Source organism: Methylorubrum sp. B1-46 (genome assembly GCF_021117295.1).
GTDB lineage: Bacteria > Pseudomonadota > Alphaproteobacteria > Rhizobiales > Beijerinckiaceae > Methylobacterium.
Genome location: NZ_CP088247.1, coordinates 5,131,870 through 5,154,476 on the forward strand (window position 1 = coordinate 5,131,870; position 22,607 = coordinate 5,154,476).

Annotated in this window: 19 protein-coding genes and 2 tRNA genes; 3 read left to right on the forward strand and 18 right to left on the reverse strand. The window is 68.3% G+C overall.

The window, feature by feature from the left end:
- The first annotated feature begins 18 nt into the window (after positions 1–18).
- Entirely contained in the window at positions 19–2,277 is a 2,259-nt protein-coding gene (locus LPC10_RS23780; RefSeq protein ID WP_231344706.1) for a ComEC/Rec2 family competence protein, read from the forward strand.
- On the opposite strand, the gene lexA is transcribed toward LPC10_RS23780, so the two are convergent.
- A complete protein-coding gene (gene lexA, locus LPC10_RS23785; RefSeq protein ID WP_108942535.1) occupies positions 2,271–2,996 on the reverse strand; it encodes a transcriptional repressor LexA in 726 nt (241 codons plus the stop codon). The two genes, LPC10_RS23780 and lexA, sit on opposite strands and share 7 nt — an antisense overlap.
- A gap of 164 nt (positions 2,997–3,160) precedes the next feature.
- Positions 3,161–3,991: a DUF1236 domain-containing protein gene (locus tag LPC10_RS23790; RefSeq protein WP_231344707.1), complete on the reverse strand. Its 831-nt coding sequence runs from the start codon at positions 3,989–3,991 to the stop codon at positions 3,161–3,163.
- 451 nt (positions 3,992–4,442) lie between these two features.
- On the opposite strand from LPC10_RS23790, the gene LPC10_RS23795 reads away from it, so the two are divergent.
- Positions 4,443–5,798, forward strand: coding sequence for an MFS family transporter (locus LPC10_RS23795; protein ID WP_231344709.1), 1,356 nt, complete (start codon positions 4,443–4,445; stop codon positions 5,796–5,798).
- A gap of 10 nt (positions 5,799–5,808) precedes the next feature.
- Here LPC10_RS23795 and LPC10_RS23800 read toward each other — a convergent pair whose 3' ends face one another.
- The 12 genes from LPC10_RS23800 to LPC10_RS23855 all read right to left on the reverse strand — a co-directional run bounded on the left by LPC10_RS23800 (position 5,809) and on the right by LPC10_RS23855 (position 20,519).
- Positions 5,809–6,633, reverse strand: a complete 825-nt coding sequence (locus tag LPC10_RS23800) for a 3-keto-5-aminohexanoate cleavage protein (protein ID WP_231344710.1) — start codon at positions 6,631–6,633, stop codon at positions 5,809–5,811.
- Positions 6,634–6,646: 13 nt separating this feature from the next.
- Positions 6,647–7,726, reverse strand: a complete 1,080-nt coding sequence (locus tag LPC10_RS23805) for a tartrate dehydrogenase (RefSeq protein ID WP_231344711.1) — start codon at positions 7,724–7,726, stop codon at positions 6,647–6,649.
- 100 nt (positions 7,727–7,826) lie between these two features.
- The gene (locus LPC10_RS23810) at positions 7,827–8,276 is read right to left on the reverse strand and encodes a hypothetical protein (RefSeq protein ID WP_231344713.1); all 450 of its coding nucleotides are present in this window, start codon (positions 8,274–8,276) and stop codon (positions 7,827–7,829) included.
- A gap of 105 nt (positions 8,277–8,381) precedes the next feature.
- Complete coding sequence (locus LPC10_RS23815; RefSeq protein WP_231344714.1) at positions 8,382–9,263, reverse strand: aldo/keto reductase; 882 nt, start codon at positions 9,261–9,263, stop codon at positions 8,382–8,384.
- Between the two features lie 181 nt (positions 9,264–9,444).
- Positions 9,445–11,376: a methyl-accepting chemotaxis protein gene (locus LPC10_RS23820; RefSeq protein ID WP_231344715.1), complete on the reverse strand. Its 1,932-nt coding sequence runs from the start codon at positions 11,374–11,376 to the stop codon at positions 9,445–9,447.
- A 465-nt stretch (positions 11,377–11,841) separates the two neighbouring features.
- Positions 11,842–13,335, reverse strand: coding sequence for a Do family serine endopeptidase (locus tag LPC10_RS23825; RefSeq protein ID WP_231344716.1), 1,494 nt, complete (start codon positions 13,333–13,335; stop codon positions 11,842–11,844).
- A gap of 116 nt (positions 13,336–13,451) precedes the next feature.
- Complete coding sequence (locus LPC10_RS23830) at positions 13,452–14,189, reverse strand: DUF2459 domain-containing protein (RefSeq protein ID WP_231344717.1); 738 nt, start codon at positions 14,187–14,189, stop codon at positions 13,452–13,454.
- Positions 14,186–16,906 carry a valine--tRNA ligase gene (locus LPC10_RS23835; RefSeq protein ID WP_231344718.1) on the reverse strand — a complete coding sequence of 907 codons (2,721 nt, stop codon included), beginning with the start codon at positions 16,904–16,906 and terminating at the stop codon, positions 14,186–14,188. Before LPC10_RS23835 ends, LPC10_RS23830 begins: the two co-directional genes overlap by 4 nt.
- Before the next feature lie 132 nt (positions 16,907–17,038).
- A complete protein-coding gene (locus LPC10_RS25600) occupies positions 17,039–17,662 on the reverse strand; it encodes a DUF2497 domain-containing protein (protein WP_305080617.1) in 624 nt (207 codons plus the stop codon).
- Between the two features lie 124 nt (positions 17,663–17,786).
- Positions 17,787–19,184: a TolC family outer membrane protein gene (locus LPC10_RS23845; RefSeq protein ID WP_231344719.1), complete on the reverse strand. Its 1,398-nt coding sequence runs from the start codon at positions 19,182–19,184 to the stop codon at positions 17,787–17,789.
- A 425-nt stretch (positions 19,185–19,609) separates the two neighbouring features.
- On the reverse strand, positions 19,610–20,260 hold the full coding sequence (locus LPC10_RS23850) for a protein-L-isoaspartate O-methyltransferase (protein WP_231344720.1): 651 nt from the start codon (positions 20,258–20,260) through the stop codon (positions 19,610–19,612).
- A gap of 185 nt (positions 20,261–20,445) precedes the next feature.
- Positions 20,446–20,519: transfer RNA gene (locus tag LPC10_RS23855), tRNA-Cys, on the reverse strand.
- Positions 20,520–20,764: 245 nt separating this feature from the next.
- On the opposite strand from LPC10_RS23855, the gene LPC10_RS23860 reads away from it, so the two are divergent.
- Positions 20,765–20,840, forward strand: a tRNA-Asn gene (locus tag LPC10_RS23860).
- Positions 20,841–21,050: 210 nt separating this feature from the next.
- On the opposite strand, the gene LPC10_RS23865 is transcribed toward LPC10_RS23860, so the two are convergent.
- The 4 genes from LPC10_RS23865 to LPC10_RS23880 form a co-directional block, all read right to left on the reverse strand.
- The gene (locus LPC10_RS23865; RefSeq protein WP_231344721.1) at positions 21,051–21,425 is read right to left on the reverse strand and encodes a DUF4440 domain-containing protein; all 375 of its coding nucleotides are present in this window, start codon (positions 21,423–21,425) and stop codon (positions 21,051–21,053) included.
- A gap of 151 nt (positions 21,426–21,576) precedes the next feature.
- Positions 21,577–21,819 carry a hypothetical protein gene (locus LPC10_RS23870; RefSeq protein ID WP_231344722.1) on the reverse strand — a complete coding sequence of 81 codons (243 nt, stop codon included), beginning with the start codon at positions 21,817–21,819 and terminating at the stop codon, positions 21,577–21,579.
- Positions 21,820–21,846: 27 nt separating this feature from the next.
- On the reverse strand, positions 21,847–22,122 hold the full coding sequence (locus tag LPC10_RS23875) for an adenylosuccinate synthase (protein WP_231344723.1): 276 nt from the start codon (positions 22,120–22,122) through the stop codon (positions 21,847–21,849).
- Between the two features lie 46 nt (positions 22,123–22,168).
- Positions 22,169–22,423, reverse strand: a complete 255-nt coding sequence (locus LPC10_RS23880) for a hypothetical protein (protein ID WP_231344724.1) — start codon at positions 22,421–22,423, stop codon at positions 22,169–22,171.
- Between the last annotated feature and the right edge of the window lie 184 nt (positions 22,424–22,607).

A 22,607-nucleotide genomic window follows, 5' to 3' on the forward strand; every position in this document is an offset into this window, starting at 1 on the left:
CTCGGGACGTGGCGGGGCATGGCGCAGGGCGGCGGCAGGGCGGTGAGCGGGGCGGTTCCGGCCCTCCTCGCCGGCCGTTTCCCCATCCCCTCGCAACTCTGGCAGGGTGCCGTCGACGGGCTCGGCGCGACCCTTGCCCGCGAGGCCGAGCAGCGCCGGCTGTTCCCTTGGCTCGCCGTCGCCTTCGGGTCCGGCATTCTCGTCTTCTTCACGGCAACGGATGGGGAACCTGCCCTTGCCGCCCCGCTGATCGCCGCCACGCTCTGCCTCGCCGTCACCTTCGTCCTGCGGGCGCGTCCGTTCGCGCTCGCTCTGATGCTCGCCCTCGCCGCCCTCTTCCTCGGCTTCGCCGCCGGCGTCTGGCGGGTCTCGTCCGTCGCGGGGCCGGTGCTGACGCGCATCACCATCGCGCCGCTCGCGGGCCTTGTCGAAGGCCTCGACGAACGGGAGGGCGGTGCGCGGCTGATCGTGCGGGTCGCGAGCTTCGGCGACCTCGATGCGGAAAGCCGCCCGCGGCGGGTGCGGGTCTCCTATCGCGCGGCGCAGGCGGTGCGGCCGGGCGACACGATCCGCGCCACTGCCCGTCTGCTGCCGCCGCCGGAAGCGGTGCGACCGGGCGGCTACGACTTCGCGCGCGACGCCTATTTCCGCGGCATCGGAGCGGTAGGATCGCTGGTGGGCAAGGTCGAGGTCGGGGTGCCGTCCGAGCCGCTCCCCTGGTCCCTGCATGTGGCGGCCAGCATCGATGCCGCCCGCAACGCCTTCACCCGGCGGATCACCGACGCGATCGGCGGACAGGCCGGCGCCGTCGCCGCCGCCCTCGTCACGGGAAAGCGTGGACTGATCGCCAACGAGACGAACGACGTCTTGCGGGCGGCGGGCATCTACCACGTCGTCTCGATCTCCGGGCTCCACATGGTGCTCGCCGCCGGCGTGGTGTTCTGGCTGGTGCGGGCCAGTCTCGCCCTGGTGCCGGTGCTGGCGCTCGCTTGGCCGATCAAGAAGATCGCGGCCGGCGCGGCGATGCTGGGCGTGACCGCCTACTGCGCCTTCTCGGGCTGGGACGTCGCCGCCGAGCGGGCGTTGATCATGACGTTGGTGATGCTCGGCGCGATCCTCGTCGATCGTCCGGCGCTTAGCATGCGCAATCTCGCGCTTGCCGCGATCCTGGCGCTGGCCCGCGAGCCGGAAGCACTGCTCGGCCCGAGCTTCCAGATGTCGTTCGGGGCGGTGGCCGGTCTGATCGCCTGCGCGCCGCTCATCGACGGGCGCGTCTTCCGGACCGACAGCCCGTCCCGCATCGCGCGGGCCGCGTCGTGGGTCGCGACGGCGGTGGTGGGCACGCTGGCAACGACTTTGGTGGCACAGATCGCCACCGCGCCGTTCGCGACCTACCACTTCCAGACCGTGCAGCCCTTCGGCCTGGTCGGCAATGCGCTGACCCTGCCGCTCGTCTCGCTCGCGGTGATGCCCGCGGCGGTGCTCGGGATGCTGGCCTATCCCTTCGCCCTCGATCGCCCTGTCTGGTGGCTGATGGGGCTTGCGGTGCGGGGCATGCTCGAAATCTCGGCCTGGATCGCCGGGTTTGGACAGGCCAACATGGTGTTGCCCGCCTTCGGGACCGGCGCCCTGGTGCTGCTCGCCGCTGCCCTCCTCCTCGCGACCCTGCCGGTGTCGCGGCTGCGGCTGCTTGCCCTCGTGCCGGCGGGACTCGGTGTTGCGCTCGCCGCGAGTCCGATCCGCTACGACATCTATATCGACCGCGACGGAGCCGGCGCCGCAATCCGCGGCCAGGACGGGCACCTCGTCGTCCTCGGGCGTCCGCCCGGCTTCGTGCTGGAACAATGGCTGAAGGCCGATGGCGACGGGCGCCGCCCGGATGCGGTCACCGGAGCCACCGGGCCGCGCTGTGACCGTCTCGGCTGTATCCTCGCGGCCATCGACGGAAGCACCGTCGCCCTCGTCACCGACAAGCGCGCCTTTGCCGAGGATTGCGCGCGGGCCGTCATTCTGATCACCCGCCTGCGCGCGCCATCGGGTTGTGCCGCATCGTTGATCGTGGACCGCAGCTTCCTCTCGGCGCGAGGTGCCACCGCGATCCGCCTCGGGGCGGCCGAGCCGGAGGTCGTCACCGCGCGCGGAACCGGCCCGCCGAAGCCTTGGCAGCCCAAACCCGCCAGCGTGGCGACGCCAGCGGCTCCGTCGCCGTCACAAACATTCGGTGACCCCGGTGCGGCGGATCCGTCGGACCCGCCGCCTGGCGAAACGCCTCAGTAGCGGCGTACGAGGCTGACGAGCTTGCCCTGGATGCGCACCCGGTCGGGCCCGAGCACGCGGGTCTCGTAGGACGGGTTGGCGGCCTCGAGCGCGATCGAGGAGCCGCGGCGGCGCAGGCGCTTGAGGGTCGCCTCCTCGTCGTCGATCAGCGCCACGATGATGTCGCCGTTATTGGCGGTATCCTGCTTGTGGATCACCACGAGATCACCGTCGAGGATGCCGGCCTCGATCATCGAATCACCGCGCACTTCCAGCGCGTAGTGTTCGCCGCCCGAGAGGAAATCGGGGGACATCGAGATCGAGTGGCTCTGGCTCTCGATCGCCGAGATCGGCGTGCCGGCGGCGATCCGGCCCATCACCGGGACCATCACCGACTGCCCGTTGCCGTCATGGGCCTGCAGCATCGGCGGCTTCGGCGCGGGCGGCTTGCCCGACAGGCCGCCCTCGACCACGCTTGGAGTGAAGCGGCGCGGCTCCGGGGCCGTTGCCGGCTTGGCCGCCGGCATGTCGGGCATGCGCAGGATCTCGATGGCTCGGGCCCGGTTCGGCAGGCGGCGCAGGAAGCCGCGCTCCTCCAGCGCCATGATCAGGCGGTGGATGCCGGACTTTGATTTGAGATCGAGCGCGTCCTTCATCTCGTCGAAGGACGGCGGCACGCCGCTCTCCTGCATCCTCTGCTGGATGAACTGAAGCAGTTCGAGTTGCTTGCGGGTCAGCATGCGGCACCTGCTGTCGACGGCGGCCGGGGACGCCGCAGAATCATTGAAAACAAAGCGCGAACAGCCTAGACGTTCCTCTCCTGTTCCGCAAGACGAGCGCAGACACGCGAAGGGCGGCGGCACCTTTGCGCCGCCGCCCCTTTTTGCCCCATGAGGGATTCGGATCAGGCTGGGATGACGTCCACAATCTCGTAGGTATCAGGATCGATGATGACGATGTCATCCCCGACCAGGATGAACTGGAGGCCGCGATAGGCCGGCACCAGCGAGAGGATCGCCGGCGGCAGCGGGTGCAGCGAAACCGAGCGCGGGATGGCCGTGCCGACGCGAACCGCGAAGTTCACATTCGTGACCGCCCGGACATTGGAGCGGGTGATCGATTGGCGGAATTCGGTGCGCTGGGTCGAACTCAGGCTTTTGGAGGCGCCGCGGGCTTCCGAGGCAGCCCCGCGGCCGGCTCGCTCGCCGGCCCCCCGCTCGCCAGCCGCGTCGCGGCCGGTGTCACGGTTGCCGCGCTCTCCGGCCGCATCACGGCTCCCCCGGCCGTCGCGCTCGCTGCCGCCATCGCGGCCCGTCTCGTGATTGCTGCGCTCGCCTGATTCTCCCGCGCGGGCCGGGCCGCCGTCTCGGCCGCCGCGCGTGCCGGCCTCTCCCGGCTCGCTGCCGCGTACCGGAGTGCCTGCCGCGCCACCGGTCTCGCCTCCGCGGGTACCGCCGACTTCGCCGCCGCTGCGGGCGCCTCCGGCACCACCCGCCTCACCGGCACCGCCGCGGGGGCCGCTCGCCGCTCCGCCGCCCGCGCCGCCCACACCGCTTCCAGCACCACCGGCGCCTCCGCCTGCGCCGCCGGCTCCCATTCCGGCACCACCGCCCGCGCCACTGCCACCGCCCGCGCCTCCTCCGGCACCACCGGCGCCTCCGCCCTGGGCCAGGGCGGTCGCCGCGCCGAGTACGAGGATCGCGGCCGTCGCTGTACTGCGAAAGAACTTGGTCATGTTCCGTCCCTGTCTTCTGCCGGCCGCCGACGTGGCGCCGAAGCCCGGTCCGCAACGGCGATGTCACGAAAAGCGTTCCCGAAAGACGCAGGAGGAGCAATTGTTCGGGCAAAGCGCCGCGAATGCGCATGGGTTGCCCTAAGACGCTGCCGATTTGCTGCAGTTCGCTGTGCTGTGTGTTTGCAGTCGAGAATGTAGATTGCGATATTTATTTGCGCGTCTGAGCGCTGCCGGAGGTCGAGCCACTGGCATGACGGACACCCGACGGCGCCACGGGCGCGGCATCCCGGCCATCCTCCTCTGACGCGTCCGCTTCATCGGCACAGTCTGGCGCATCGCCGACTGACATCCGCGAAGACCTGTGCAGCACTGGTGGCTGGTCGGTTTCGATCCAACGCTTAGCTTTACGAGCCTCATCGCCGTCCGAGAGCTGAAGCGACAGGGGAAACGCATGCCGGACATCACCGCGACGGCGGCGAAAGGGGACGATGCCGCGGACCGCCGCCGGCGCATCATGGCGATCGTCGGTTCCTCGTCGGGCAATCTCGTCGAGTGGTACGACTTCTACTGCTACGCCTTCTTCGCTCTCTATTTCGCCCCGGTCTTCTTTCCCGAGGGCGACAGCACCAGCCAATTGCTCAATACGGCGGCGGTGTTCGCGGTGGGCTTCTTCATGCGCCCCATCGGCGGCTGGCTGTTCGGACGCATCGCCGACCGGCTCGGGCGCAAGACCTCGCTGATGATCTCGGTGCTGATGATGTGCAGCGGCTCGCTCGCCATCGCCGTGCTTCCGACCTACGCCACCGTCGGCACGCTCGCGCCGGTGCTGCTCGTCCTCGCCCGCATGGTGCAGGGGCTCTCCGTCGGCGGCGAGTACGGCACTAGCGCGACCTATATGAGCGAGGTCGCCGCCAAGGGGCAGCGCGGTTTCTACGCCTCGTTCCAGTACGTCACGCTGATCGGCGGCCAGCTTCTCGCCTCGCTGGTGCTCGTCGTTCTGCAGGGTCTGCTCACGGCGGAGCAGCTCACCGCCTGGGGCTGGCGTATCCCCTTCGTCATCGGTGCGCTGGCCGCGGTGGTCGCTCTGTTCCTGCGCCGCTCGCTCACCGAGACGATGAGCGACGAGAACAAGGATTCGAAGGAATCGGGCACCCTCGCCGGGCTGCTGAAACACTGGCGCGCCTTCGCCGTGGTGTTCGCCTACACGGCCGGCGGGTCGCTCGCGTTCTACACGCTGACGACCTACATGCAGAAATACATCGTCAACACCGCCCACATGGACAAAGTGGTCGCCTCGCAGGTCACCACGGCGGCGCTGTTCGTCTACATGGTGATCCAGCCTCTCTTCGGCTGGCTCTCGGATCGGATCGGCCGGAAGACGAGCATGATCCTGTTCAGCGGACTCGGCATGGTGATGATCGTGCCGCTGATGCTGGCGATCGGCGCCACGACCGACCCGGTCCTGTCCTTCGGCCTGATCATGATCGGGCTTGTCGTCATCAGCTTCTACACCGGCATCAGCGGCATCGTGAAAGCGGAGCTTTTCCCGACGCAGGTGCGCGCGCTCGGCGTCGGCCTGTCCTACGCGGTTGCCAACTCGGTGTTCGGCGGCACCGCGGAGGCGGTCGCGCTCTGGCTCAAGCGGGCGGGCGCGGAGAGCAGCTTCTTCTGGTACGTCGCCGTGATGCTGGCGGTCGCGTTCGTTGCCTCGCTGCTGATGCCGAACCCCAAGCGCCACGGCTATCTCGACGGCGACGGCACCGTCGAGGAGGCTCTGGGGCGCAAGGCGCACCCCGCTCTGGCCTGAAGGAAGTCGCTCAGCCGAGGCGCAGCATCGCCCGCGCCTCGGCCGGCGTCGCCGGACGGGCGCCGTGCTCGGCGCAGATCTCCGCGGCCAGACGGACGAGATCGGCATTGCCGTCGGCGAGCCGCTCCTTCGAGCGGCGAACGTTGTCCTCCAGACCGGTGCGAACACCCTGAGCGCCCCGCGCCAGCGCCCAGCCCATGACTGGGCTCTGGAAACGGCCGATGCCGAAGGCGCCCCAGGTCGCGCCCGGCAGCAGGCGCCGGGTCTCCGCCAGCAGGATGTCGAGCAGGTGCGGATCGGGCGGCAGGGCGTTGCGGATGCCCATCACGAATTGCACATGGGGCTCGGGGCCGATCACACCCTCGTCCACGAGGCGGCGGGCGTTGTGAATGTGGGTGAGGTCGAACACCTCGATCTCCGGGGAGACCCCCTCCGCCCGCATTCGTTGCCCGAGCGCGGTGAACGAGGCGGCCGGGTTCTCGTAGACCCCGTCGCCGAAATTGACCGAGCCCGTGGTGAGCGAGGCCATGTCCGGCCGGTGGATCAGGCAGGCGCCCCGCTCCAGAGGGTCGGGGCCTGCCCCGCTCGTTGAGAACTGCACGATCATGTTCGGACAGTGCCGCCGGATGCCGGCCTGCACGGCTTGGAAGCGCTCGGGGTCGAGCGACGGGCTCTCGTCGTCCCCGCGCACATGGATGTGCGCCAGCGCCGCACCCGCTTCGTAGGCGGCGTGGGTGGATTCGATCTGCTCGGCGGGGGTGATCGGCACGGTCGGGTTGTCGGCCTTGCGCGCGACCGAGCCGGTGATCGCCACGGTGACGACGACGGGTCTCATCGGGTCCGTCCCGTCAGCCCAGCGCCTGTTCGACCGCGCGGCCGCAGGCCTGCGTGTCGGCGTTTCCGCCGAGGTCGCGCGTGCGCAGAGTCTGCTCCGAGAGCACCCGCTCGATGCCGGCGACGATTTCGGCCGCGGCCTCGCGCTCGCCGAGATGCTCCAGCATCATCGCCCCCGACCAGATCTGGCCGATCGGATTGGCGATCCCCTGCCCGGCAATGTCCGGCGCCGAGCCGTGCACCGGCTCGAACACCGAGGGGAAGAGCCGGTCTGGATTGATGTTGCCCGACGGAGCGATGCCGATGGTGCCGGTACAGGCCGGCCCGAGGTCGGAGAGGATGTCGCCGAAGAGGTTCGAGGCCACCACCACGTCGAACCGGTCGGGGTTCAGCACGAAATGCGCGGTCAGGATGTCGATGTGGTACTGGTCCCATCGGACGTCGAGGTAGCTTTCCGAAACGGCCCGCACCCGCTCGTCCCAGTACGGCATGGTGATCGAGATGCCGTTCGACTTGGTGGCCGAGGTCAAATGCTTCTTCGGCCGGCTCTGCGCCAGAGCGAAGGCGAATTTCAGCACGCGATCGACGCCGTGGCGGGTGAAGATCGATTCCTGCACCGCGAACTCGCGCTCGGTGCCAGGAAACATCCGTCCGCCCGCGTTCGAATACTCGCCCTCGGTGTTCTCGCGGACCACCCAGAAGTCGATATCGCCGGGCTTGCGGCCGGCGAGCGGACTGGCGACGCCCGGCATCAGCCGCACCGGCCGCAGGTTGACGTACTGGTCGAACTCGCGCCGAAACTGGATCAGCGATCCCCACAGCGAGATGTGATCCGGAACGCGCTCGGGCATGCCGACAGCGCCGAAGAAGATCGCGTCGTGGGAACCGATCTGCGCCTTCCAGTCCTCGGGCATCATCCGCCCGTGCGCCTCGTAGTAGTCGCAGCTCGCGAAATCGAACCAGTCCTGCACGATCTCGAAGCCGTGGCGGGCAGCGGCCCGCTCCAGCACCCGCACGCCCTCCGGCACCACTTCCTTGCCGATGCCGTCGCCGGGAATCACCGCGATCCGGTAGCTGCGCTTCGTCCCGCCCATGCTCGTTGCCTCGTGTCGGCCCCCGCGCCTCACTCGCGCCGGGAGCCGGCGACGTCAATGGCAAGCGATGGTCGGCAAGGGACAATCGGCGGGCGACGGATCAGTTGATCGAGCCCGTCGTCTCGCCGGGGCAGGCTTGCCGAGCGCCGGTGCGCAGAACCCGCTTCAGGCGCAGCGGCTGCGCGCCGTCGGCGCTGTTCAGCGTGCCGACGAGCGCATCGGGTCCGGCCGTACCGCGGAAGCTGACCGGGCCGGCACTCGTCTCGACCTCGAAGGCCACCGCCTTGGTGCCGTCATCGACCGTCACCGCCGTCTCGATCGGTGCGGGCAGGCCGGCGCCCTCGTAGACGAGGTTGTCGCTTCCGGGCCAGCGCTTGAGGGTGATGCGCCGGCCGGTTTGCGCGCCGTCCTCCGGCATCGTGCAGAGGTCCGCGTAGATGTAGGTGCCGGCGACCCAACGCGGCTGTGCCAAGACCGGAGTGGCGGCCGCGGCGAGGAGTGCGAGGCCGCCGAGCAAACCGGTAGGGGCAAAGTGGCCGGCTGACGGCATGTCGATCCTCTCGTTCGGGCGGTAATCGCTACGCCGGAGATGAAAGAATCGCGCCAGACCAAGTTCCTTCGCGCCGACCGGCAGGTGTGCCGCAGCACGCGGGCCCTATCCCACGCTCGTGCTCTGCCACGCCTCGCGCCCGGCGTGGTCGAGGATGACGAAATCCTCGTCGCTGAGGCGCAGGTCGGCCCCGGCCGCGTTCTCCGCGAGGTGGCCCGGATCGCCGGTGCCGGGGATCGGCAGCATCACCGGTGAGCGCTTCAGGAGCCAGGCGAGCGCCACCGCGCCGCCGCTGGCGCCGAGGCGCCCGGCAATCGCTTCCAGGGCGGAGCCCGGACCGGTCAGCGACCCCTTGTCGAGAGGCGCCCACGGGATGAAGCCGATGCCGTGCTTCTCGCAATGGACCAGAACCGCCTCGCTGGTGCGGTCGACGAGATTATAGCGGTTCTGCACGGTCGCGACGGGAAAGTACTTTTGGGCCGCCTCGATGTCCTCGACCGAGACCTCGGAGAGGCCGACATGGCGGATCAGCCCCTCCTCCCGCATCCGGGCGATCGCCTCGAACTGCACTTCGCGGGGACAGTCCGGCCCGATCCGGTGAAGCTGCCACAGGTCGATGCGCTCGAGCCCGAGGCGTCGCAGGCTCATCAAGACGCATTGGCGCAGGTAGTCGGGATTCCCGACCGGGCGCCAGATATCGGGACCGTGCCGGGTCAGGCCGCCTTTCGTGGCGATGACGAGTCCCTCGTAGGGGTAAAGCGTCTCGCGGATCAGGTCTTCGCTGACGAAGGGGCCGTAGCTGTCGGCCGTGTCGATGAGATCGATCCCGAGGCCGGGTACCGCCCGCAGGGTCGCCTTCGCCCGCTCGCGATCCGGCGGATCGCCCCAGATGCCCGCCCCCGTGACGCGCATCGCGCCGAAGCCGAGACGGTGAACGATGAGATCCCCACCGATTGCGAAGGTGCCGGATGCCTCGACGCTCGCCATGCCTGTCTTCCTTTCAGAGTGCTCCCGTTGCGGGAGAACCCGAAAGGTTGCCGCAGGGTCCGTCGGAAAGGCGGCGACGACATCCTGCTCCCTCCGCGCCGGAGGTCGTGAGCGGGGCGGGCCGCAACGACGTCGCGGCGGAGGGGGTGGTCAGTCCCGACCCCGCCGCGAACTCGGCCACTCAGGCCGCGCGGATGGCGGCGAGGAAGTCCTCGACGTCGCGCCGCACGTTCTCGGACTGAACCGACAGTTCAGACGAGGCCATCATCACCTGCTGGGCCGCCGAACCGGTCTCGCTCGACAGCGCTTGCACCTGTGCCACGCTCATCGAAACGTCTTGCGTGCCGCGCGCCGCTTCGGAGGCGTTGCGGGCAATCTCGTTGGTGGCCGCCGTCTGCTGCACGACGGTGGCCGCGATCGAGGCGGTGATGTCGTTGACCGAAACGATGGTCCGGCCGATCTGGTGGATCGCGCCGAGCGCCTGCGAGGAGGCCGACTGGATTGCCGCGACCTGATCGGAGATCGCCTCCGTGGTGCGAGCGGTCTGCGCGGCCAGTTCCTTGACCTCGGTGGCGACGACCGCGAAGCCGCGGCCCGCCTCGCCGGCCCGCGCCGCTTCGATGGTGGCGTTGAGGGCGAGCAGGTTGGTCTGGCTGGCAAGGCCCGAGATCATCGTCACCGCCTCGCCAATCTTCTCGGCGGCGCGGCTGAGATCGGTCATCGAGGCGGTGGTCGCCCTCGCTTCCTCGCTGGCATGCGTGGCCACGTCGTTGGATTGCTGGACCCGCCGCTCGATCTCGCCCAGCGAGGCGACCATCTCCTCGGCCGCCGCGGCGACCGTCTGCACGTTCATCGTCGCCTCCTCGGCGGCGGTGCTGGAGGAGACCGCCTGCCCATTGGTGTTCTCGGCAACCTGCGTCATCGAGCGCGCAGTGGTGTCCATTTCGGACGCGGCGGAGGTCACGATGGCGATGGAAGCGGCGATTTTCTCCTCGAAACCGCGCACGAGCGCATCGACGCGGTCCGCCCGGAGCTGGCGGGCGGAGGCTTGAGAGGCCTGCTCCGCTTCGAGTTCGATGCGGGCCACGGCGTTCTGGCGGAACACCTCCACGGCCTGAGCCATCCGGCCCATCTCGTCCGTTGCATCCTGGGACGGCACGAGGACGGCGGTCTCGCCCGCGGCAAGACGGCTCATGGCGGTGGTCATTCCCGAGATCGGGCGGATCAGGCTGCGGGCGATCAGGAAGGCCAGGGCGGCGCCCAGAGCCAGGATGAGGCCGAGCAGGGCGATCTGCACGGTCTTGGCCCGCGTCATGAGGGCGTTGCTTTGTTCGACCCCCTCCTCCAGCGCCGTCTGGAGTTTGCCGCGCACGTCGCGCCCGATGGTGTTGATGCCATCCACCCGCGGCTTCAGCGTTTCCTCGAAGAAGACTTCACTCTCCACGATGGCGCGGGAGGCGGCGACGATGCTCGTGTTGAGACGGTTCAGGGCCTCGCCCACGAGTTTGGCCGTCTTCCCGTCGGCAGCGGTGAGGCTGAGCCCATTCAGCTTCGTCAGGGCCGCCTCGGCGTTGTTGAAGGCGGTGGCCGAAAGGGCACGACCCTTCGGGTCCTTGGTGGCGAGGAAGCGCCAATTCATGATGCGGAAGAGTAGAACCGTGCGCTCGACCTCCACGGCCTGGGCGATCAAGGCATCCTGACCGGTGGCCCGCAACTGGGCGACGAGCATGCCCGAAACCTTGGTCAACTCGTCACCGTTGACGTAGACACCGGTGCGGTTCTCCCGGATCTGAGTGCCGAGTTCGACCAGTTTCGGCAGCATCTGGCCGAGTTCGGTCGATTGATCCCGAAGTCGCTCGTAGGCTGCGCGCCGCTCCGCACTCGGCGTGGTCGCGATGAGCTTCTCCGCGTTCGTCCGGATCGCATCCAACGAGGTGAACATGCCGTTGGTCGTGTCCGGCTCCTGGGTGAGCCTGAATTGTGCCGCTTGCCCCACCAAGCGATCGGATAGTCCGTTGATGGTATAGAGATTTCGGGCTGCCGATTCCAGCTGAGCTCTCGTCTGGAACATCTCGTCGATACTATTGAGCTGTGTGTAGGCAAAGATGCCCATGCCGCAGGACAAAGTAACAAGCAAAGAAAATCCACCGTACAGACGCGTACGAATACCGGTCTTCATTTCAATCCAGCCGTTCAGAGATCATTGGCTGAATTGTCCTGTCGAGGTCTTTCAGGGCGATTAACATACGATAATTGGCGGTTGAAAACGATGCAATCGCACGAAAATGTGTTGATCCCACTTGAGGATGCGCGTGCAACCTTGCTGTCATCCGCAAGGCGCAACGCCCTTCTTCGATCTCGATCGAAGCGGCAGGCGGTCCCAGGTCGAGGTCGATTCCAGAGGGGAGTCGGACTCGGTCGGCACGGTTTTGTTCGTCCTGACCGGATGCAGCCCAAGGCCTGCGGCGCAAGGCGGCGAACGAAAAAGCGCCCGCTCGAGGAGCGGGCGCGAAGTTGAGGGGATCGACAGAGGAAAGGCGGCGGAGCCGAAACGGTTCCGCCGGAACAGACGAACGGATCAGCCCTCCTTCTTGCCGAGCGCGACGGCGACGAAGCGGGTCTGGCCCTTGGCGCTCTTCACGCGCATCAGCACGGCCTTGCGGCCATTCGACTCCGCGGCGCGGATCTGGGCCTGAACGTCGGAGGGCTTCGAGACGCTGGTCCCGGCGACATCCAGGATCACGTCGCCCTGCGCGATGCCCTTCGCCGCGGCCGGTCCGGTTGGATCGACATCCATCACCGCCACGCCCTCGTCGCCGAGGCCGGTCTCGCTGGCCGGCGCCAGGCTCAGTCCGAGCCGGGTCTGGCTGCCGGAGGAGCTGTCGCCGCGGCTTGCCACCTTGCCGTCACTCGGCAGTGTGCCGAGTTCGACCGTCGCGGTGTCGCTCTTGCCGTTGCGCAGGTAGGCGAGCTTCACCTCGGTGCCGGGCTTGAGGCCGGCGATCCGCCGCGACAGGTCGCGGGCATCGTTGACCGGTGCGCCGTTGACCGACTCGATCACGTCGCCCGACTTCAGACCCGCCTTGGCCGCTGGCGTACCGCTCTCGGCGTCATTGACGAGCGCACCCTTGGCCTTGTCGAGGCCGAGCCCCTCGGCGATTTCCTTCGTCACCGGCTGGACCTGCACGCCGAGATAGCCGCGCACCACCTTGCCGTCGGCCCGGAGCTGATCGACCACCGTCTGCACCGTCTCGGCGGGGATCGCGAAGGCGAGACCGACGGAGCCGCCGGACGGCGAGGCGATCGCCGTGTTCACGCCCACGACCTCGCCGTTGACGTTGAAGGTGGGCCCACCGGAATTGCCCTTGTTGATCGGCGCGTCGATCTGCAGGAAGTCGTCGTAGGGGCCGGCGCCGATGTCGCGGCCGCGGGCCGAGACGATGCCCGCCGTCACCGTGCCGCCAAGGCCGAACGGATTGCCGATGGCCACGACCCAGTCGCCCACCCGCGGCGCCCCCTTGCCGAATTGGACATAGGGGTAGCTGCCGCTCTCGGTGATCTTCAGGAGGGCGATGTCGGTTTTCGGATCCTTGCCGATCACCTTGGCGTCGAGAGTGCGGCTGTCGTCGAGGGTGACCTGCACGGTCTTGGCCTTGTCGACGACGTGGTTGTTGGTGACCACGTAGCCGTCCGCAGAGATGATGAAGCCGGAGCCGACCCCGCCGCGCTGCGGCATGCCGCGCCCGCCCGGTCCACCTTGGCCGAAGCGCTTGAAGAACTCGCGCAGCTGCGGCGGCACCTGCTGCAGGTTGGGGCCGCCGGGGCCATCGTCGTCATCGTCGAGGTTGTTGTCGAGCTTCACCTTTACGGCGACGACGCCGGGCTTCACCTTGTCGACGACGTTGGCGAAGGAGCCCGGCGGGTGCTCGGGGGCTTCGATCGGGGTCTTGGGCAGGGCCTGGGCATAGGCCGGCATGGCGGATTCGGTCAGGCCGAACCCGGCGGCGCCGCCAGCGACGAGGGCGGCTGCGGCAACCGAGGCGAAGGCGCGACGACGGACGGTCATGGTCATGAGGTTCTCCGACGGACAAATCTTGGGGTCGTCTGCCCTTCGATGCCGAGGCATCGGGCAGCGATCCGTGGGATGAGTCCTAGAGACGCCAGCCTGACCGCCGGATGGCGTGAAGATTACGGTTTGGACAGGTCCGGCTCGCCGGGAGCACGCTCCATGATTTTCAAGCCGGCCCGCCAGCGCAGGTCGGAGAGCAGGCCGGCCGGGTGCGTGTCGAGCACCGGGGTGATCGGCAGCCCCGCGGCGTTCAGGAGACCGGCCACCCAGTGATTGCAGACATTGCTGTACGAAAAGCGCCCCTCCCCCGCGTAGAACAGGCTCGGGCCGTAGAGCCCCGGTCCAAGATCGGCAGGCTGGCCGTCGGCGAGGCGAAAGCCGGCGTCGAGGCGGGCGAGGAGCCGGGCGAATCCTTGTTGCGACAGCGAGATCGGGACGATGTCAGCTTGTGGAAAACTCGCGCGAACGGGCCTCGCGAGCCCGACAACTTGAATCACCCCGTCGCTCCCGCCGGGCGTGAACAGCGCCGAGAGGGCGAGCCGCGCGTCGAAGGCGGCGAGCGTCGGCGTTGCCCGGTAGAAGCGCGCCTCGCCCCAACCGAACTCAACGGTCTCGTAGGCGCGAAAGCGGGTGGCGATGTTGCGCAGAGCCGCGCCCGCGCCCTCCTCCGTCAGGCTCTCGCGGCGCAGGACGAGGCCCGAATGCCAGCCGTGGCTGACGAGGAAGACCGTCTCCGTATCTGGGCTTGAGGGCGGGTAGAGGCTCGGATCGCCCGGTCGCGCCGTCCAGAGCATGAGCGCGAGAAGGGCGGCGGCCAGCCCGGCAAGCGCCAGAGCGAGCCGCCGCAGCCCCTTCATGCGTCGCTGAGGCGCGCTAGGGCTTCCTCGATCTTGGCGAGCCGGGCGGCTTCCGCGTCACGGCGCTCGCGCTGCTCGTCCACCACCTCCTCGGGGGCGCGGGCGAGGAAGTCGGCGTTGCCGAGCTTGCCCTCGATCTTGCCGATCTCGGTGCGCGCCTTGCCCGCCTCCTTCTTCAGGCGTGCGACTTCGGCCGCGAGATCGACGATGCCCTCCAGCGGTAGAGCCGCCACGCTGCCGCGCACGAGGAGCTGGACCGCGTTCTTCGGCGCAGTCTCGGCGAAGCCGATCTCGGAGAGCCGGGCAAGCCGGGTCAGGGTCTCGCTCCAGCGCTCGACCCGGGCGCGGACGCTCTCGTCGGCACCAACCAGCACCAGCGGAATCTGGGCGCCAGCGGGCACGTTGGTCTCGGAACGGGCCGAGCGGATCTCGGAGATCAGATCGACGAGCCAGCCGATCTCGGCCTCGGCCTTTGCGTTCTGATAGGCCGACAGCTCCGGCCAGGATTCGAGCGCGAGCAGGCCGCGCTGGGTCGGCAGCGCCTCGCCCTTGATCGCCCACAGCTCCTCCGTGAGGAAGGGCATGAACGGGTGCAGCAGCTTGGCGATCTGATCGATCAGGAACGCGACTGTGGCTTGCGTCTCGGCGCGTGCCGCCGGATCGACGCCCTCGCCCTGGAGCACGGGCTTGGCGAGTTCGAGATACCAGTCACAGAACACGTTCCAGACGAAGCGGTAGGCCGCCGCCGCCGCATCGTTGAAGCGGTAGACCGTGATGCCCTGCGCCACCTCGGCCACGGCCTTGGCGGCCTCGGTGAGTGCCCAGGCGTTGAGCGTCTCCTTGACCGTTTCGGGCCGGAAATCGGCCTTGAGCGCGCAGCCGTTCATCTCGGCAAAGCGCGCCGCGTTCCAGAGCTTGGTCGCGAAGTTGCGGTAGCCCTCGACCCGCTGGGGCCCGAGCTTGATGTCGCGGCCGGGGGCGGCGAGCGCGGCGAGCGTGAAGCGCAGGGCATCCGCGCCGAAACGGTCGATCAGATCGACCGGATCGACCACGTTGCCCTTCGACTTCGACATCTTCGCACCCTTCTCGTCGCGGACGAGGGTGTGCAGGTAGACGGTCTCGAACGGCGCCTGATCGGTGAGGTGCAGGCCCATCATCATCATCCGGGCGACCCAGAAGAAGATGATGTCCTTGCCCGTCACCAGGGTGTTGGTGGGGTAAAAGCGGGCCAGATCCGGCGTCTTGTCGGGCCAGCCGAGCGTCGAGAACGGCCAGAGTGCGGAGGAGAACCACGTGTCGAGCACGTCGGGGTCGCGAGTCAGCGCGACCTCACGGCCGTGCTTGGCCTTGGCCTGCGCGAGCGCCTCCCCCTCGCTCTCGGCAACGAAGATGCCCCCCTCCCCGTCATACCAGACCGGGATCTGATGGCCCCACCAGAGCTGGCGCGAGACGCACCACGGCTCGATGTTCTCCAGCCACTGGAAGAAGATCTTTTCGTAGTTGTCGGGGACGAAGCGGGTCTTGCCGTCGCGCACCGCCTGGAGCGCGCGCTCGGCCAGCGGCTTGACGTTCACGTACCATTGGTCGGTCAGGTAGGGCTCGATCACCACGCCCGAGCGGTCGCCGTGCGGCACCGCGTGGGTGTTCGGCTCGACCGCGCGCAGCAGGCCACGCTCCTCCATCAAGGCGACGACCGCTTTGCGGGCTTCGAACCGGTCGAGGCCGTCGAGTGCCAGCGCGGCGGCCTCCGGGGCGGCGCCGTCCAGGAAGTCGGTATTGCCGGCGATCTGGATCCGCGCCTCGGCATCGAGCACGTTGATCGGCCGGCACCCGGCGCGGCGCCCGACCTCGAAGTCGTTGAAATCGTGGGCCGGGGTGATCTTGACCGCGCCGGTGCCCTTTTCCGGATCGGAATAGGCGTCGGCGACGATCGGGATCAGCCGGTTGACCAGCGGCAGGCGAACGCGTTTCCCCACGAGGGCGCGATAGCGCTCGTCGTCCGGATGGACCGCCACCGCCGTGTCGCCGAGCATCGTCTCCGGCCGGGTGGTGGCCACCGTGATGACTGCGCCCGTTTCGGCGCCGGCCTCGTCCACGACGGGATAGTCGAAGTGCCAGAGATGGCCCTTCACCTCAATCTGCTGGACCTCGAGGTCCGAGATCGCGGTCTGGAACTTCGGGTCCCAGTTCACGAGGCGCTTGTCGCGGTAGATCAGCCCCTGCGCGTGCAGGTCGACGAAGGTCTTGAGCACCGCCCGGCTCAATCCCTCATCCATGGTGAAGCGCTCCCGCGACCAGTCGCAGGAGGCGCCGAGCCGCTTGAGCTGGCCGATGATCGTCCCGCCCGACTCCTCCTTCCAGGCCCAGACCCGGCGCAGGAACTCCTCGCGGCCGAGCTCGCGCCGGCCGGGCTGCTGCGTCTCCGCCAGTCGCCGCTCCACCACCATCTGCGTGGCGATGCCGGCGTGATCCGTGCCCGGCTGCCACAGCACGTCCTTCCCCCGCATCCGCTCGAAACGGACGACGATGTCCTGGATCGTGTTGTTGAGGGCGTGGCCCATATGCAGCGAGCCCGTCACGTTCGGCGGCGGGATCACGATGCTGAAGGGCTCGGCGCCGGCCCGCTCGGGACGGCCGGCGCGGAAGGCCTGGCCCTCTTCCCAGGCCGCGGAGACGCGCGCCTCGACGGCGGCGGGGTCGAAGGTCTTGTCCATCATGGGCGGGCGGGCTTTTCGAGACGGCGTTCTGGAAACAATGTCGCCGTCGCTATCGGCCTGCCACGGTGCCGCCGTCAACCGTCGGCCCGTTCCGGCCGGGGTTCGTCCGCTCCGCCAGCGATCGTGGAGGGATCAGCGTCCGCGGGCGACCCGCTCGATCTCGACACGCACCAGCCGCTCGACCATGAGCGGAAGATTGTCGTCAAGCCAGCTCTTCAGCATCGGCCGTAGCATCTCCTGCACGAGATCCTCCAGCGTGCGGGCGTTCTGCGACAGTACCGTCTGGGCCAAGAGCTGGAAGTTCTGTCCGACGCTCTCGACCGTGCGCGACGAGACCAGCCGCTCCGTCGCTTCCTCCTCTACCGCCGCGCGGATCCGCTCGCTCACTTTCGGGGCGGGGGCGGGCTCGGGCTCGAAGTCAAAGGGATCCGGCTTGGAGGCCTCGAAAAACGGTTCGGGTTCCGGGTCGAAGTCCGGCATCCGGAAGTCGATCTCGGGGATATCGAAGCCCATGGGATCGGGCTTGGGCTCGGTTTTGGGCTCGGGCTTGCGCACCGGTTCGGCGACCTCGGCAAGGTCGAGGACGTCGTCGTCGTCTTCCGGCAGCGGGGGCGGAGCCGGCGGGGGCGGCGGCGCCTCGGCTTCGGCGGGCTTCGGGGCCTGATCGTCGGCGATGATGCGGCGGATCGAAGCCAGGATCTCCTCCATGGAGGGTTCCTGCGTCTTGTCCTGAACCTTAGGGCTCGCTGCGCTCATCGGGACGATACTCGGTGACGATTGACAAGACGACGATGAGGTTAACGAACTATTTCATCGCCTCACCCGGCATCAACCTTGGTCCGCCGCCGGCCAACAGGAAAACGCCGCCCGGACGCGTCCGTCAGCGCCCGTCGGGCGTGCGCAGGCCGAACCAGAGATCCCGAACCTGATCGAGGTGCTCGCGGGCGCTGTAGGGGGTGACCGGAAGGCTGGTGAAGCGCACGGTGAGACGGCCTACCGCCTGGACCACGTCGTAGGAGTTGACCACGCGATCGCGCTGCGCGCGGATCAGGGCGACGCGGGCCGAGAGCAGTTCCTGCTGCGCGTTGAGCACGTCGAGGGTGGTGCGCTGGCCGACGCGAGCCTCCTCGCGCACGCCGTTCAGCGCCACCTCGTTGGCCTGGACCTGGGCCTGCGAGGCGATCACCTGCGCCTTCGAGGCTTCGAGGTTGCCCCAGGTCCGCACGATCGAGGCGCGGATGGTATCGCGATCCTGATCGGCGATGAGTCGGGCGCGCCCGACATTTTCCTTGGCCTGCCGGATCGCCGCGTACTCGCCGCCGCCCTGGTAGAGCGGGATGTTCACCCGGCCGACGATCGAGGCGGTGACGCCGTTGTCGCCGGGGAATTGCTGGTCGTAACGCTGCTGCACCGCGCCGGTGACCTGCGCCTGCGGGTAGAGCGCGCCTTCGGCCACCTTCACCTGCAACTCCGCCACATCCACGGCGTGGAGGGAGGAGAGGATCTGCGGATGCTCCTTCAGGCCGATCAGGATCGCCTGATCGAGCGAGGCGGGCACGTAGCGGTCGAGTGGCCGGCCGGGCGCGAGCTGGCGCGGCTCGACGCCGATGATCTGCCGGAAGATGCCGATCGAGGCGCGGAGCGCCGCCTCCGCCGCGCTGACCTGCGAGCGGGCGCCGGCGAGGCGCGCTTCGGCCTGGGCGACGTCGGTGCGGGTCACCTCGCCGACGTTGAAGCGGTCGCGCGTCTGGCGGAGCTGCTCCTCGAGCACCTCGACGTTGTTGCGCTGCAGTTCGAGCGTCGCCGTATCGCTCAGAACGTTCATGTAGGCCTGGGCCGCGTTGAACAGCGTGTTCATCTCGGTCTGGCGCAGGCCTTCGCGCGTCCCAAGCACGGTCGATTCGGCCGCCCGGACCCGATTGTCCGTCTGAAAGCCGTCGAACAGGTTCTGGTTCACCGTAAGACCGGCGCCGCCGGGCACGGTCAGCCCGCGGCGGCCGTTGATCTGCACGCCGGAGACCGAACCCTGGAACTGCTGGACGCCGATATCGGCGGAGATCGCCGCGTTCGGCCGGTAGCCGGCCTGGAACCGGTTCACATCCTCATCGGTCGCCCGCAGGTTTGCCCGCGCCGCGTTCAGCGCCGGGTTCGCCTGATAGGCGCGCGACAGCGCGCTCTCGAGAGTCTCAGCGGCGGCCGGACAAGCCACGACCAGCACCGATGCGACGGCACCAGCCAGCCGGAGCGCGGACCGCGCCGCAGGGTTGCGTTCTTTCACGTCGATCAGCCCTTGCGGTTTCTCGATTTACCGTTCCGTCGCACCGCCGTGCCCGCCCGGTCCGCCGCCCCCGCATCTGCCCCTCGGGACATCTGCGGGGCGGCCCTTTCCGTGAGGGTCGCGACCGGGGTGCCGCATGCACGCCCGTGCGTTGGAAGGGTCAGCCCGCCTCGTGCGACAGAGTAGCCGAGCTTGAGCGGTCAGCGACAGAGGTTCCCGCAGCGCGGCGTCGGATTGGCTTCGGGTGCCTCAAAAAAGCGACACCTCCGCAGGCTTAATCCCTCATCGCCAGCAAAGACGTGCAGGAGCGCAAGCCGGTCTCCGCCGTGGCGCGTGGCCGGGCGGTTCGCGATGACGTTAGTACGAGGCGGATCGGATGCGAATCGCCCGCGTCCGCAGCGCGGCAGACGGGAGACGCGCCCGGCTCAGAATGCGAAGCCGGGTTCGGCCGCGAAGCTCTTCAGGGCGGGCAGCGACGCGTCGAACAGCGCGCGCGATCCGAAGGCGTCACCCGCCCGCACGAACAGGGTCGCCTTGGCGTTCCGGTGAGGACCGAGCACGCAGACCAAGCGGCCGTCATCGGCCAGTTGGTCGAGCAGGGCCTGCGGCCGGACCTCGACGCGGCCCTCGACCAGGATGGCATCGAAGGGGCCGCCCTCGACCGGGGCGGTCAGGGCGCCCTGGACCAGTTCGGCGCTGTCGCCGAGGCGCTCGCGGGCGGCGCCAGCGAGATCGGCGGCGGATTCGAGGGCGACGACTTCGGCGCCGAGGCGGCCGAGAATCGCCGCACCGTAGCCGTAGCCGGTGCCGACATCGAGGGCGCGGGCGCTGGGGCGAATCTTGAGAGCCTGGATCATGCGGGCCAGAACCATCGGGGCCGGCATGCTGCGAACTCCGTCCTCGCCCGCATCGAAGGTGAGGGTCTGGTCGATATAGGCGAAATCTTCGCGGCCCGGCGGGACGAAGCGCTCACGGGGCACGGAGTCGAAGGCGTCGAGCACCGCGACGTCGTTCACGTCGAAGGTCCGGAGCTGACAATCGACCATGAGGCGCCGCGCCTGGGCATAATCGAGCATGAGCCGTCCATTCCCTGCCGCTGCGTCGGACGCTTCGCCTGCTCGCCCGTCGAGCGGCGCCGGTTCGAGCGGGTCGGGTTGTCGTGGATCGTTCCTGGAATTGCAAGGCTTGCGCGGGCGCTCTGCACCGCGGGGCACGAGCCGATTGTCGGAACGATCGAGAATTTTTGGCGACTGAGAATTTTTGGAGGCCTCGCCCGGAATCGAACCGGGGTGCAAGGATTTGCAGTCCTCTGCGTAACCACTCCGCCACGAGGCCTCGCCGCGTCGATGCGCGACACCCCGGGCCGAGCGGCCGCTCCGGAGCGAGGCGTCTCTAGCAGAGGCTCGACCCGCTCGGCAACGGTCTTATCGCACGATCAATCGAATGGCCGCCTTTCGACCGCGTCACGGTGGAAAAAACGCCTCGCCGGCTCACAAGACGCAAAAAGCGCCCAATGGACCCTTGCGCCCGCCTCCGACCAAGGCTAATGACCCGCCAGCGCCGCCGAGGCGGCCCGGTGATCCCCGATAGCTCAGTTGGTAGAGCAAGCGACTGTTAATCGCTTTGTCGCAGGTTCGAGTCCTGCTCGGGGAGCCAAATTTCCTAAACCGTTGAGATGGCAGCGATCTTCGCGCCTCGTCTGACGTTCAGCCAATCGCTCTCGCGGTCGGGCGTCGCTCGGTTCTCTCCATGAAATCCATCCCTTCGGTGCTGTTGGCGTTGCCGGCTGTCTGATGGGAGGCGGACCGGCGTCCGAGAGGATGCCGGTCGCCGTCGATGGTTGCCGTGTCACACGCGGCAGGCCCGTCAGTGCGCCTCATCGACCACGGGAGCGAGGATGCGCGGGGTCTGCTGATGTTGCACCACCCGCCACTCCTCATGAGAGAGTCGGCGATAGGTCGAGGTGCAGTGCGCCTCGTAGGTTTCCTCGCCGCGTTTGGCCTTCACCGTGTAGGCGATGACGATGAGGCCCTCCTGAGGACGTGCGATCCGACCGTCATCGATCTCGACCTCCGACCAGCGCGGTGTGTCCGAGACCGCTTCGATCGCTTGCGAGCCGCTGAAAACGTAGGGCGGCTGCGGCAGTGCCATCAGGCACTCGTCATCGACCAATTCCCGATAATGGTCAGACCCTCCGGTCCAGAGGCTTTTTTCGAACGACCAGACACGATCATCGTCCACGCGGCTCTCCTCAGGCTCTCGACGTGCCGAGACAAGACTCGCATGCGGTGATCGTTCCTGAGACGGCCGTCGCCTTTGCGGCAACAAACCCCAGCCGGGCGAAAGGGGGCGGGCCGCATGTCATGGCCGAGGTTCGAGGCCGCGGATGAGTTCAGAACGGCCAGGGCTCCGCGTCCGCCTCGGCCGGCAGCCGTTCACCCGGTGAGATCAGCGGCACGATCTCGTCGAGCGGCTGCGGCACGCGGATCGTGCGGCCGGCTGCGGTGATGAAGGTCTCGTTCCGCATCAGATCGGTGTCGCTGACTGCCTGCACGCTGGAGACGCGCAGCAGATGGCGGCAGCCGTCACCGTCCTGGACCTGTAGATAGGCGCCGACGCGGCGCACGGCTTCCATGATGGGATTCTCCAGGCTGCCGCGCGCTCAGGCGTCGGCGACCGTGAATTCCATTCCGCGTCCCGGCCCCTGATCGGCATAGTCGATCAGAGTCAGCCCGCGCTCGGTCAGCGTCTCTTCGATGATGTCGCGGTGCTTTCGTACCATCTGTCCGATGGCCAGCGGCGTCAGGCGCGGACTGGCTCGGCGCAGAGCGTCCACACCGACATGAGCCGGCATGCCGTCGCTCTCGGCGATGCGCGCCAGCGCCAAACCCAGATCGCGGGCTTTCGTCTCCGCGGCCGATTTCGGCTTGAAGGCCATATGATCCTCTTTCCTCGATAATCCTCTCGCCTCGATAATCCTCTCGTCAGGCGGCCTGGAGCGTCTCGGCAAAATCATCGGGCACGTCGCCGAACCGGCCGAGAATCGTCGCACTTTCCAGTTCGCCCGTCTCGTCGTCGGCGACGATCTGGATGGCGGCCGTGCCCGGCAGCCGTGCCGCCATCGCCTCGGCCCGCTTCAGCGCGCCGCTCACCGTCGGCGACATCTGCTGATCGCCCGGACACAGCCGTTTGCGCTTCAGCACGAAGGTTTGCACGAGATAGGTCGTTCGCATCGTCACCCGCGTTCTCCCTCACCAAGGCCGAGTCGGCCGTCATCCACGCTCGCGACGGGTGCTCGGATGGAGCGCCGTGGTCACGCTCGTGCTCGCCGGAGAACGGCTGCCTGCGCGTTCTATTTTCGTTCTATCATAGAACGAGGCGGGGAGTGAGCCTATTTCGCAGCGACGATTCGACGAAAAGCGT

Bases quoted from the DNA above. Each gene is read 5' to 3' on its own strand.
- LPC10_RS23780 (WP_231344706.1), top strand. From the start codon at position 19: ATGGCGCAGGGCGGCGGCAGGGCGGTGAGCGGGGCGGTTCCGGCCCTC.
- lexA (WP_108942535.1), bottom strand. From the start codon at position 2,996: ATGCTGACCCGCAAGCAACTCGAACTGCTTCAGTTCATCCAGCAGAGG.
- LPC10_RS23790 (WP_231344707.1), bottom strand. From the start codon at position 3,991: ATGACCAAGTTCTTTCGCAGTACAGCGACGGCCGCGATCCTCGTACTC.
- LPC10_RS23795 (WP_231344709.1), top strand. From the start codon at position 4,443: ATGCCGGACATCACCGCGACGGCGGCGAAAGGGGACGATGCCGCGGAC.
- LPC10_RS23800 (WP_231344710.1), bottom strand. From the start codon at position 6,633: ATGAGACCCGTCGTCGTCACCGTGGCGATCACCGGCTCGGTCGCGCGC.
- LPC10_RS23805 (WP_231344711.1), bottom strand. From the start codon at position 7,726: ATGGGCGGGACGAAGCGCAGCTACCGGATCGCGGTGATTCCCGGCGAC.
- LPC10_RS23810 (WP_231344713.1), bottom strand. From the start codon at position 8,276: ATGCCGTCAGCCGGCCACTTTGCCCCTACCGGTTTGCTCGGCGGCCTC.
- LPC10_RS23815 (WP_231344714.1), bottom strand. From the start codon at position 9,263: ATGGCGAGCGTCGAGGCATCCGGCACCTTCGCAATCGGTGGGGATCTC.
- LPC10_RS23820 (WP_231344715.1), bottom strand. From the start codon at position 11,376: ATGGGCATCTTTGCCTACACACAGCTCAATAGTATCGACGAGATGTTC.
- LPC10_RS23825 (WP_231344716.1), bottom strand. From the start codon at position 13,335: ATGACCATGACCGTCCGTCGTCGCGCCTTCGCCTCGGTTGCCGCAGCC.
- LPC10_RS23830 (WP_231344717.1), bottom strand. From the start codon at position 14,189: ATGAAGGGGCTGCGGCGGCTCGCTCTGGCGCTTGCCGGGCTGGCCGCC.
- LPC10_RS23835 (WP_231344718.1), bottom strand. From the start codon at position 16,906: ATGATGGACAAGACCTTCGACCCCGCCGCCGTCGAGGCGCGCGTCTCC.
- LPC10_RS25600 (WP_305080617.1), bottom strand. From the start codon at position 17,662: ATGAGCGCAGCGAGCCCTAAGGTTCAGGACAAGACGCAGGAACCCTCC.
- LPC10_RS23850 (WP_231344720.1), bottom strand. From the start codon at position 20,260: ATGCTCGATTATGCCCAGGCGCGGCGCCTCATGGTCGATTGTCAGCTC.
- LPC10_RS23870 (WP_231344722.1), bottom strand. From the start codon at position 21,819: ATGGAAGCCGTGCGCCGCGTCGGCGCCTATCTACAGGTCCAGGACGGT.
- LPC10_RS23875 (WP_231344723.1), bottom strand. From the start codon at position 22,122: ATGGCCTTCAAGCCGAAATCGGCCGCGGAGACGAAAGCCCGCGATCTG.